The organism is Pseudarthrobacter sp. PH31-O2, assembly GCF_030063265.1.
Lineage (GTDB): Bacteria > Actinomycetota > Actinomycetes > Actinomycetales > Micrococcaceae > Arthrobacter.
The window spans coordinates 270,810-282,468 of record NZ_JASIST010000004.1 but is presented as its reverse complement, the minus strand read 5'-3'; the positions used below and the strand labels follow the sequence as shown (position 1 = coordinate 282,468).

Annotated in this window: 6 protein-coding genes and 1 pseudogene; 1 reads left to right on the top strand and 6 read right to left on the bottom strand. The window is 66.7% G+C overall.

Features of this window, described 5'->3' with window-relative positions; translation table 11 throughout:
* The first annotated feature begins 370 nt into the window (after positions 1-370).
* Entirely contained in the window at positions 371-1,087 is a 717-nt protein-coding gene (locus QMG72_RS09005) for an endonuclease domain-containing protein (RefSeq protein ID WP_309485689.1), read from the top strand.
* 201 nt (positions 1,088-1,288) lie between these two features.
* Here QMG72_RS09005 and QMG72_RS09000 read toward each other — a convergent pair whose 3' ends face one another.
* The 6 genes and pseudogenes from QMG72_RS09000 to QMG72_RS08975 all read right to left on the bottom strand — a co-directional run bounded on the left by QMG72_RS09000 (position 1,289) and on the right by QMG72_RS08975 (position 11,596).
* A complete protein-coding gene (locus QMG72_RS09000) occupies positions 1,289-2,374 on the bottom strand; it encodes an inositol-3-phosphate synthase (protein ID WP_226774617.1) in 1,086 nt (361 codons plus the stop codon).
* A gap of 169 nt (positions 2,375-2,543) precedes the next feature.
* The gene (mgrA, locus tag QMG72_RS08995) at positions 2,544-3,581 is read right to left on the bottom strand and encodes an L-glyceraldehyde 3-phosphate reductase (RefSeq protein WP_283480313.1); all 1,038 of its coding nucleotides are present in this window, start codon (positions 3,579-3,581) and stop codon (positions 2,544-2,546) included.
* A gap of 24 nt (positions 3,582-3,605) precedes the next feature.
* A pseudogene (gene treZ, locus QMG72_RS08990) lies at positions 3,606-5,366 on the bottom strand (malto-oligosyltrehalose trehalohydrolase); the annotation flags it as partial.
* A gap of 32 nt (positions 5,367-5,398) precedes the next feature.
* Positions 5,399-7,741, bottom strand: a complete 2,343-nt coding sequence (treY, locus tag QMG72_RS08985; RefSeq protein ID WP_283480297.1) for a malto-oligosyltrehalose synthase — start codon at positions 7,739-7,741, stop codon at positions 5,399-5,401.
* A complete protein-coding gene (gene glgX / locus QMG72_RS08980; RefSeq protein ID WP_226774614.1) occupies positions 7,738-9,978 on the bottom strand; it encodes a glycogen debranching protein GlgX in 2,241 nt (746 codons plus the stop codon). The genes treY and glgX overlap by 4 nt, the downstream gene beginning before the upstream one ends.
* 91 nt (positions 9,979-10,069) lie before the next feature.
* The gene (locus QMG72_RS08975) at positions 10,070-11,596 is read right to left on the bottom strand and encodes an NAD(P)H-hydrate epimerase (protein ID WP_283480296.1); all 1,527 of its coding nucleotides are present in this window, start codon (positions 11,594-11,596) and stop codon (positions 10,070-10,072) included.
* Positions 11,597-11,659: the final 63 nt, after the last annotated feature.

The following is an 11,659-nucleotide window of genomic DNA, read 5'->3' as shown; positions in this document are numbered from 1 at the left end:
ACCCTCCCTCACATCCCGCGACCCACCCGCCAAGGGACGTCGGAACCGGTGACTACCGCTACGGGCCATTCCCGGGCAACTGTGGATAACTCCTGCACGGTTACCTGAATGGGTTCACAATTCCAGCATGAGAATGCGAACGGAGCTTCCCGGGCCACTCGGCACAGCACCCTTCACTGTCGCTGACGCCCGGTCCTGGGGAGTGCCCAAAAACAGACTCAGACAGTCGGATATCCGGCAGATCAGCAGGGGTCTCTACCGGCCCGTGGAGTGGCGCTTCGAGTTGGAAACGGCGGCTCGAGCATTGTCCGTCGCGTCGCCGGGTGCCTGGATCTCACACGTCACAGCCGCCAGACTTCGATGTCAGCTCTTGCCTCCCTGGCTCTCGGACTCTGAGGAGCTCCACCTAAGCAAGCCGCGGGAGCTGCCCGAGGTCCGCCGCAAGGGCATAGTCGGGCATACGGTTCTCGCTTGGGACGACGAGGTCGAAACAGCGGACGGCATCCGGATCAGCACCCGGCCCCGGACGTGGCTCGACCTCGCCCGGCGGTTGAGCCTGCCCGAACTTGTCTGCATGGGAGACGAGCTCGTGCGTATTCCCCGGGTGGGCCTGGAAGGACGGAGCGAACCCTTCGCGACCATGGATGGGCTGCGTTCGATGCTGAAACGCCACCCGAATCTGCAGGGAATCGTCCGTGCCCGGGCGGCACTTGACCTGATGCGAGTGGGATCCGATTCAGGTCCGGAGACGCTGTTGCGCCTTGTGATGTGCGACGCCGGGCTCCCGGAGCCGGAGCTCCAGCTCCTGCTCCGCCCGGAAAGACCGGGCTCCCCAACAGCGGACCTTGGCTATCGCCGGCGTCGGGTGGCAGTGCAATACGACGGCGGTCACCATCTGCTCCCTGCCCAGATATTTAGCGACCGTCGTCGTGACAAAGCGTTCGAGGCAGCGGGATGGACGGTGCTCGTCCTGACAAGAGATGACCTTGCGGACGGCTTCGCCGTCGCCACCGCCAGGATTAAGCGACTCCTCCGCAACGCATACCTCAGCCCGTCCTCTGCTGCCGGCTTTTCCAGCGAAGACTGAAGGAGCGCTCCGCCGATACCTGCATAACGTGAGGGAGGATCGGGCTGGAAACGACCGGAAGTGAGGGAGGATCGGGCTGGAAGCGACCGGACGTGAGGGAGCGCCTCCCGGACACTCCCGGACACTCCCGGACACTCCGGACACACGAACGCTCCCACACCAAAGGTGCGGGAGCGTTGTCGGGGGGCGAAAGAGCGGGGCTTAGCGCTCCACGTCTCCGCGGATGAAGGCCTCGACCTTTTCACGGGCAAGGTCGTCGTTGAACTGCTCCGGCGGCGACTTCATGAAGTAGCTCGAGGCGGAGAGCAGCGGGCCGCCGATGCCGCGGTCCATGCCGATCTTCGCGGCACGGATGGCGTCGATGATCACACCGGCAGAGTTGGGCGAGTCCCAGACCTCCAGCTTGTATTCCAGCGACACCGGGGCGTCGCCGAAGTTGCGGCCCTCGAGGCGGACGAAGGCCCATTTGCGGTCGTCGAGCCACTGGACGTAGTCCGACGGGCCGATGTGGACGTCCTTGGCGGCGAGCACGGCTTCGACATTGGACGTCACGGCCTGCGTCTTGGAGATCTTCTTGGACTCGAGCCGGTCGCGCTCCAGCATGTTCTTGAAGTCCATGTTGCCGCCGACGTTCAGCTGGTAGGTGCGGTCCAGGGTGACGCCGCGGTCCTCGAACAACTTTGCCATCACGCGGTGCGTGATGGTGGCGCCGATCTGGCTCTTGATGTCATCGCCCACGATCGGCACGCCTGCGGCGGTGAACTTGTCCGCCCAGGCCTTGGTCCCGGCGATGAACACCGGCAGGGCGTTGACAAAGCCAACTCCGGCATCGATCGCGCACTGGGCGTAGAATTCGGCGGCCTCCTGCGATCCGACCGGCAGGTAGCAGACCATCACATCGACCTTGGCGTCCTTGAGGGCCTGGACAACGTCGACCGGCTCCTCCGGGGACTGCTCGATGGTCTCGAGGTAGTACTTGCCGAGTCCGTCGAGGGTCGGGCCGCGCTGGACGGTAACACCGGTCGGCGGGACGTCGGCGATCTTGATGGTGTTGTTTTCGCTGGCCAGGATGGCGTCGGACAAGTCCAGGCCCACCTTTTTGCCATCGACATCGAAGGCGGCGACGAACTCGACGTCGTTGACGTGGTACTTGCCGAACTCCACATGCATCAGCCCGGGAATCGTGGCCTGTGGGTCGGCATTGCGGTAGTACTCAACGCCCTGGACCAGTGAAGTGGCACAGTTACCTACGCCGACGATTGCAACACGAATCGGATGTGAAGACACGGAACTCCTTTGAGGACAACTTCATGTGCCCGGCGCGGAAGTACTCTGATGCACGACGGCGGCAACGGGCACGGCGCCATACGGCGCCCTTAGCATTCTAGTCAACGGCGCGGCGGCCTAAGTTGTTCCCGGCCGCCGCACCTTCCTTAGCGCCTGCAGGCGAGGCAGGCTACTTCTGCGCCCACAGGTTGATCTCGGACTCGACGGCGAACTCGTCGATCGCGCTCAGCTCTTCGGCGCTGAAGCCGAGGTTGTTGATCGCCGCCAGGGTGTCCTCCAGTTGCCGGACACTGGAGGCGCCGACCAGCGCCGATGTCACGGCGGAGCCCTTCTCCTGCGGACGGAGGATCCAGGCGATGGCCATCTGGGCGAGGGACTGGCCGCGGCTTTCGGCGATCCGCTGCAGGCCCCGCACCCGGTCCAGCTTCTCCTCGGTGATGCTGTCTTCGGCCAGGGACTTCTCCTGGGCGGCGCGGGAACCGGCCGGGATCCCGTTCAGGTAACGGTCGGTCAGCATTCCCTGGGCCAAGGGCGAGAATGCGATGGAGCCGGCACCGACCTGTTCGATCGCCTCGTACAGGTTGGGGCTGCCGTTTTCGGTCCAGCGGTTCAGCATGGAGTAGCTCGGCTGGTGGATCAGCAACGGGGTGCCGAGTTCCTTGAGAATCCGGGCGGCTTCGAGGGTCTGCTCCGGGGTGTAGGAGGAGATGCCCGCGTAGAGGGCCTTCCCGGACCGGACGGCGTGGTCCAGTGCGCCCATGGTCTCTTCCAGCGGCGTTTCCGGGTCGGGACGGTGGCTGTAGAAGATGTCCACATAGTCCAGGCCCATCCGGGTCAGCGACTGGTCCAGGCTCGCGAGCAGGTATTTACGGGAACCCCATTCGCCGAACGGACCGGGCCACATGTTGTAGCCGGCCTTGGTGGAGATGATGAGCTCGTCCCGGTAGGGCGCGAAATCATCTTTGAGGTGGCGGCCGAAGTTGGTTTCGGCCGAACCGGCGGCCGGGCCGTAGTTGTTCGCCAGGTCGAAGTGGTTCACACCCAGGTCGAAGGCCCGGCGCAGGATGGCCCGCTGGGTCTCGAACGGCTTATCATCCCCGAAGTTGTGCCACAGCCCCAGGGAGATGGCGGGGAGCTTCAGTCCGCTGCGGCCCACACGGCGGTACGGCATGGAGTCATAACGGGTTTCTGCTGCAACATAAGTCATACGTTCAATCCTGTCCGATTTCGAGACGACGGCGGCACTGTGGCCGGGGAGGGCGAGCTGGCCGTCGGCGAGGTGTACTGCGTCCTCGGTGGCCAGCGAGATCGAGGCGCCCGCAACACTGAGCCGGCGCGGTTCGGCGGAGAAGTTCATGGCGACCTCCACACTGCCGCGGCGCAGGCGGAGCCAGCCTTCGGCCTCGCTGAAGGCGACAGCGGTGTCTTCGAAGCCGAGTCCGGCGAGCTCAGGCGTCGTGCGCCGCAGCGAGATCAGCTTGCGGTACAGCTCCAGCAGACGGGCATGCTCACCCGCGGCGGCTTCGGCCCAGTCGAGCTTGGAACGGGTGAAGGTTTCCGGGTCCTGCGGGTCGGGGACGACGGCGGGGTCCCAGCCCATCCGTTCGAACTCCCTGATCCGGCCCTCCGCAGTGGCTTTGCCGAGTTCCGGTTCGGGGTGCGAGGTGAAGAACTGCCAGGGTGTGGTGGCGCCGTATTCCTCACCCATAAAGAGCATCGGCGTGAACGGCGAGGTCAGGGTCGCGACGGCCGCCAGCGCCAGCTGCCCGTATCCCAGCGTTTGGGACAGCCGGTCGCCGGTGGCCCGGTTGCCGATCTGGTCGTGGTTCTGGCTGCAGACCACCAGGGCCGCGGGATGCACCACACCGGTGTTGATCGGTCGGCCGTGGTGCCGCCCACGGAAGCTGGAGTAGCCGCCGTCGTGGAAGAACCCGTCCACCAGGACCTTGGCCAGGGCTTCAATGGACTCGAAGTCGGCGTAGTAGCCGGTGGCTTCGCCGCTCACGTTGACGTGCACCGCATGGTGGAAGTCATCGCTCCACTGGCCGGCCAGGCCGTAGCCGTTGATGCCGCGCGGGTAAAGCAGCCGCGGATCGTTGAGGTCCGATTCGGCGATCATGGTGGCAGCGCGTCCGGTTTCGGCGGAGATGCTGTCCGCAAGCGCACCGAACTCCTCCAGCAGGTGGACGGCCCGCTCGTCCTTGAAGGCATGCACGGCGTCGAGCCGAAGCCCGTCGACGTGGTAGTCCCGCAGCCACATGGCGGCGTTCTCCAGGATGTAACCGCGCACCACGTCGGACCCGGAACCGTCGAGGTTCACCGAGTCGCCCCAGGTGTTGCCCTCGCCCGATTTCAGGTACGGACCAAAGCGCGGAAGGTAGTTCCCGCTGGGTCCGAGGTGGTTGTAAACCACGTCCTGGATCACACCCAGACCGGCAGCATGGGCCGCGTCCACGAACCGCTGGTACGCGGCAGGGCCGCCGTAGCCCTCGTGCACGGCGTACCAGAGAACGCCGTCGTAGCCCCAGTTGTGGGTTCCATTAAAGCCGTTCACCGGCAGCAACTCCACAAAATCAATACCAAGCTCCGCCAGGTAGTCCAGCTTGCCGGCCGCGGCGTCCAGGGTGCCTTCGGGGGTGAAGGTCCCGATGTGGAGCTCGTAGATCACCGCTCCCTGCAGCCCGCGGCCCTGCCAGTTTCCGTCCGACCACGTGTGGCTGCCTGCGTCGAAGGTCCGGGAGAGCGAGTGCACCCCGTCGGGCTGCCGGCGGGACCGGGGGTCCGGCAGCGGTGTGGTGTCGCCGTCGAGCAGGTAGCCGTAGTCGACCTCCCCGCTGGCCGGGGCGTCGGGTGCGGTCCACCAGCCGTCAGCGGCATCGGCAGGTGCCCGGCGGGTCATCGGGTACTGCCGACCGTCGGCCAGCAGCGTCACGGCGGCCGGTTCCGGCGCCCAGAGGTCAAAGCGTTCATTTCCATCGGCAGGCAAAGTGATCACAGCTTTCCGTTCGCTTTTCGGAGGTTACGTCAGTGCTCGGCGGGAACCAGCAGGGCGACCGGGTAGCGGCCCAGGATGGCTGCCAGTTCCACGGCACCCGGGCCGAACGTGGCGCCGGTCAGTTCGTCGGTCATGGCTCCGGGCAGGTCAATGGCGGTCTCCCGCCAGCCGCCTTGCTGCTCCAGGGTGCGGGGCAGCCGGGTGGCGAGCGTCACCGCGCCCGGTCCCGCCGCTGAGCCGCGGTCAAAGCCGACCAGATGCCCCGCAGCCGGCCCTGCAGCCACCACGGGGCGGTACCCCGTGAACAGCCCGGGCCGGTCGCGGCGCAGCCGCAGCGCCCTCGAGGTGACCAGGAGTTTCGCCGCGTCATCGGTGTACGACGCCGGACGTTCGCCCGCGTCCAGCGCGGCCAGTGCGGCACGCCGCGCACCGTAGTCGAAGGGCCGCCGGTTATCCGGATCGGTCAGCGAGCGGTCCCAGAACTCGGTGCCCTGGTAGACATCGGGGACTCCCGGCATGGTCAGCTGAACCAGCTTGGCCCCAAGCGAATTGACGGCACCATAGGGATTCAGGAGCTGCACCAGGGATTCCAGTTCCGCCACAACCTCAGGGTTGTCAAAGGCCGCGTCGACGACGGCGGCCAGCTTCACCTCGAAACCCGCGTCCGGATCCAGCCAGTCGGTGGAGTTGCCGGCCTCACGGGCGGCCTTCAGTGCATAGGACTGCAAACGCTCACGGTCCGCGGGCCAGGCTCCGGCAATGGCTTGCCACAACAGGTTGGCCAGCGGTCCGTCCGGCAGCGGTGCAAGGTCCTGAAGCCGGGCCAGGGCAGCCCGCCATTCCGGTGCCAATTCGGCAAGCACAGAGATCCGCGCGCGGGTGTCTTCGCTGCGCTTGGTGTCGTGGGTGCTCAGCGTGGTCATGGACAACGGGAGCTCCGCCTGCCGGCGCGCCATCCGGTGATGGAATTCTTCCGCTGCGAGGGAGAACTCGGTAGGGTCGGCGCCGACCTCCGTCAGGGTGCCCAGCCGGGTGTAGCGGAAGAACGCGGTGTCCTCCACCCCCTTGGCCATGACCATGCCGGAGGTCTGCTGGAAGCGGCGCCCCAGCTCGGCATCGGGCTCCGGGCCCGCGTCAAGCAGCAGCGGGAGCAGCATCGCAATAGCGTCGGCGAGGTCAGGACGCCGGCCGGCTGCGAGTTCGCACGCTTCCGCCAGGACGTCGGCGCCCACGGGCAGGTAGCTGCGGTAAACGGGGAAAGCGGCGATGATCTCGGACAGGGCGTCGGCGCTCTGGTCTGCCCTGAGACCGGTACCGGCCGGGACCAGCCGGGCCAGCCGAAGCATCTCGGAGTGCAGGATCCCGTCCGTGATCCGGCGCTTGGTCCCCCGGATCATGTCCTCGTAGTCCGCCGCCTGGCCGCCGCGCAGCCCGGTGTCGAGGGCGTCGAGGTCTGCCTGCCCGGCGGGGTCGACGAAGAGCCGGTCCACGTCCGCGAGGGCGTCGTACCCGGTGGTTCCGTCGCAGTCGAAGCTGGCCGGAAGCTGCTCTCCGGGCTCGAGGATCTTCTCGATCAGCAGGTAGCTGCCGCCGGTCACTTCGCGGAGCCGGTGCAGGTAACCCTCCGGGTCGGCCAAGCCGTCCGGGTGGTCGATCCGGAGACCGTCAACCAGGCCCTCGCGGAACCAGCGGACAATCTCGGCGTGGGCCTCATCAAAGACCTCCGGGAGCTCCACCCGGATGCCGGCCAGGGAATTGACGGCAAAGAACCTGCGGTAGTTCAGTTCGTCGTCGGCCCGGCGCCAGCCGATCAGCTCGTAGTGCTGCCGGTCGTGCACCTCGCGGGAGTCATCGGCAGAGGAGTCACCTGCGGTATACGTGCCTTCGGCAAGCGGGAAGCGGTGGTCGTAGTAGCACAGCTCCCCGTCCTTGATCTCCAGCGCGTCAACGTCGGAGTCCTCCCCGAGGACTGGGATCCGGATCCTGCCTGCCCCAAAGTCCCAGTCGACGTCGAACGCCGGGGCGTAACGGGACTGCTGTCCCTCCTTGAGCAGGGACCACCACCACGGGTTCTGGGCGGGGGTTGCGACGCCGACATGGTTGGGCACGATGTCAACGAGCACACCCATGCCGGCGTCCCGCGCCGCCTTCGACGCCGCGATCAGACCCTCGGCGCCGCCGCGGTCAGGGTCGATCGCGGCGGGGTCGGTGACGTCGTAGCCATGGTCCGATCCCTTTTCGGCGGTGAGGATCGGCGAGAGGTAGATCCAGTCCACGCCGAGCGATTTCAGGTACGGCACGGTCTCGGCAGCATCCTGGAGGGTGAACCCGGGCCGGACCTGCAGCCGGTAGGTGGAGACAGGAGTCCTCATTCGGCGGCAGCCTTCGAAGCGCTGGTAGCGGCGGCTTCCTCCTGGGACTCCACCATTTCCTCGAGGGCGTCCTCGTGCTCGGCCATGGAGGCCAGCGACGCGGCTGCGGAGTAGTCCACTTCCACCTCGGGACCGGAGTGGGCGCGGAGCACCACCATCGACTTGGCCGCGAGCTTCACCACCGCACCAGCCTTAAGCGGCTCCTCGGTGTCAGCCTGGTCTGCGGTGTCCACAAGCACGTCCCAGAACCGCGAGTACTCCGTGGACGGCAGTGCGAAGTCCACGTCGTCGTCGTGGGCGTTGAAGCACAACAGGAAGCTGTCGTCGGTGATGCGGCGTCCGCGGGAGTCCTGCTCCTGGATGCCGTCTCCGTTGTAGAACACACCGATGGTCCGCCCGAAGCCGCTGTCCCAGTCCTCCGGGAGCATTTCGGTGCCGTCCGTTTTCAGCCAGACGATGTCCGGGAGCTTCTCGCCCTCGCCGCGGCGGACCGGGCGGCCGTCGAAGAAGCGGCTGCGCCGGAACGTCGGGTGGTCGTGCCGGATCTTGTTGACGACGGCGGTGAACTCGACCAACGGCTGGTCCATCGCCTCCCAGTGGATCCAGCTCAGTTCCGAGTCCTGGCAGTAGGTGTTGTTGTTGCCCTGCTGGGTGCGGCCCAGTTCGTCGCCGTGCAGGAGCATCGGGACGCCCTGCGAAAGCAGCAGGGTGGCGATGAAGTTGCGCTGCTGGCGGGCGCGGAGGGTCAGTACGTGGTCGTTGTCCGTGTCCCCCTCCTCGCCGCAGTTCCAGGAGCGGTTGTGGGATTCGCCGTCGTTGTTGCCTTCGCCGTTGGCGTCGTTGTGCTTTTCGTTGTAGGAGACGAGGTCGCGCATGGTGAAGCCGTCGTGGGCGGTGACGAAGTTGATCGAGGCCACCGGGCGCCGGGCAGAGCTTTCGTACAGATCCGCCGAGCCGGTCAGACGGGACGCGAATTCACCCAGGGTGGATGCCTCACCACGCCAGAAGTCGCGGACCGTGTCGCGGTACTTGCCGTTCCATTCGGTCCACTGCGGCGGGAAGTTGCCCACCTGGTAGCCGCCCGGGCCGATGTCCCACGGCTCGGCGATCAGCTTCACCTGGGAAACAATCGGATCCTGCTGGATGAGTTCGAAGAAGGTGGAGAGCTTGTCGACGTCGTAGAACTCTCGGGCCAAGGTGGAGGCGAGGTCGAAGCGGAAGCCGTCGACGTGCATTTCCGTCACCCAATAGCGCAGGGAGTCCATCAACAGCTGCAGGGAGTGCGGGTGCCGGACGTTGAGGGAGTTTCCGGTTCCGGTGTAATCCATGTAGTGCTTCTGGTCGTCGTCAACGAGCCGGTAGTAGGCCTGGTTGTCGATGCCCTTGAAGGAGAGTGTGGGGCCCAGGTGGTTCCCTTCCGCGGTGTGGTTGTAAACCACGTCCAGGATCACCTCGATGCCGGCCCGGTGCAGATCGCGGACCATGGCCTTGAACTCCTGGACCTGGTGCCCGACGTCGCCGGAGGAGCTGTAGGTGTTCTGCGGCGCGAAGAAGCCGATGGTGTTGTAGCCCCAGTAGTTGTTGAGGCCCTTTTCCTCGAGCGTGCCGTCATTGACGAACTGGTGCACCGGCATTAGTTCGATTGCGGTGACGCCGAGCTTCTTCATGTGATCAATAACCGCCGGGTGCGCGACGCCGGCGTAGGTGCCGCGCTGCTCTTCGGGGATTTCAGGGTGCAGCTCGGTCAGGCCCTTGACGTGCGCCTCGTAGATTACCGACTGGTGGTAAGGGATCCGCAGCTGGCGGTCCCCGTCCCATTCGAAGTAGGGGTTGATGACCACACCGTGCATGGTGTGGGGCGCCGAATCGCTGTCGTTCCGGGAATCGGGGTCACCGAATTCATAGGTGAAGAGCGCCGGATCCCAGTCAATCTGGCCTTGGACTGCTTTGGCGTAGGGGTCCATCAGCAGCTTGTTGGCGTTGAAGCGGTTGCCGTTTTCGGGTTCATACGGGCCGTGGACGCGGTAGCCGTATTTCTGTCCGGGCTGGATGTGCGGCAGGTAGCAGTGCCACACATAGCCGTCCACTTCGGTCAGCTCAACCCGGGTTTCGGTCAGGTCATCAGCGAGGATGCACAGCTCCACCCGATCGGCGCGTTCGCTGAACAGGGCAAAATTGGTTCCGGTGCCATCAAAAGTGGCTCCCAGCGGATATGCCGTTCCGGGCCAGACTTCCATGTGTACTCCTCGTGCGTGGCGAAAATTCTCTAGAAAGACTACTTGTAAGTAAGGTTACTATCTGACGTGGCGCACTCAACGCGCGGTTATATTACATCCTCGACATAACCTCCCGCACGGCCTCCGCAACGTTCGACGCCGTCACCGGCCCGCCGCCCGATGCCAGGCTCCCGGCCCGGCCATGGACGCTGGCTGCCAGCGCCGCGATGGCGGCCCAGCGGTCGGCGGCCGGAATGCCGCGGCGCGCGAAAGCCCCGGCGTGCTCCGACAGCTGCGCCAGGAGGCCGCCGAGAACACCGGCCAGGACGTCTCCGCTGCCGGCCGTTGCCAGCCACGGTGTCGCTTCGGACTGGCTGAAGACGGTCCCGGACGGTGCGGCGACGAGGGTTGTGGCGCCCTTGAGCAGTACCGTGGCGCCGGTGAGGCCGCTGGCCCGCCGGACGGCCGCGAGCGTGGCGCTTTCCACCGCGGAACGGCCGGCTCCGTCGCCGTATCGCGCCAGCAGGGCGGCAAGTTCGCCGGCGTGCGGCGTCAGCACAACGTGCGGGGCGAGGGTCCGCGGCAAAGCAGGCAGCGCCCCGGCATCCGCGACGACCGGAAGGCCGGCGGCGGCGGCGTCGCTGACGCGCTCCAGTTGCGCGTGGGCTTGCTCATCAAGGCCCGGGCCCAGGAGCCACGCCTGGACGCGGGCATCAGCGACGCTGCCGGCGCCGCAGACAACTTCGGGGCAGGAACGCCGGACCAGGTCGGAGACCTCGGGCGGGCCGAGGTAGCGCACCATGCCCGCCCCTGCGGCCAGCGCGCCGCGGCAGGCCAGCACGGCGGCGCCGGGATAGCGCGTCGATCCTGCCACGACACCCAGGACACCGCGGGAGTACTTCTGGGAGCGCCGTTCCGGATACGGCAGGAGGGCGGACAGATCCCCGGCTTCGAAACGGCGCAGGGCCGGCTCCGGCAGGACATCGTCAATGCCGATGCGGACAAGCTGCACGCGGCCGGCGAAGTCCGCGCCGGGATCGGCCAGCAGGCCGGCCTTGGCCGCCCCAAAGGTCACAGTGAGTTCGGCGCGCAGCACAGGTCCGCTGACTTCACCGGTATCGGCGTCTACGCCGCTGGGGAGGTCGCAGGCCACCACGAGTCCGGGCCGCGACCCCGCCAGCTGCTCGAACAGCGCAGCGGCAGGGCCGCGGAGCCCGCCGCGGGCGCCCGTGCCAAGGACCGCGTCGATCACGACGCCGGAACCGGCGGCGGCCAGCGCGGCGGCGGCGATGTTCTCCGACGACAGACGCAGCACCCGGCCGCCTGCCGCTTCAAAGGCGGTGAGTGCCCCCGGATGGGCTTCTCCCCCCGTCAGGACGGCCGTCGTCCGCATTCCCCGGCCCGCAAGCATGGCTGCCGCGAACAATCCGTCCCCGCCGTTGTTGCCCTTCCCGGCCAGCACCGTGACGCTGGCGCCATAGAGCCGGCTGCCGCGGGACCGGAGCTCGCGGACTACCGCGTTGGCCAGCCCGTAGGCGGCCCGCTGCATCAGGACAGCGCCCGCGCGGGGTGCCCGGCTGGCGTGGAGAAAGCTCTCTTCAGCCGCACGAATCTGGTTTCCGGTGTAGGCGCTGATCATCGTTTCAGTCCGTTCGCGGTGCACTCGCTGCGGGTAGTCCGGTTCTGGTCAGGCGGGTAACGC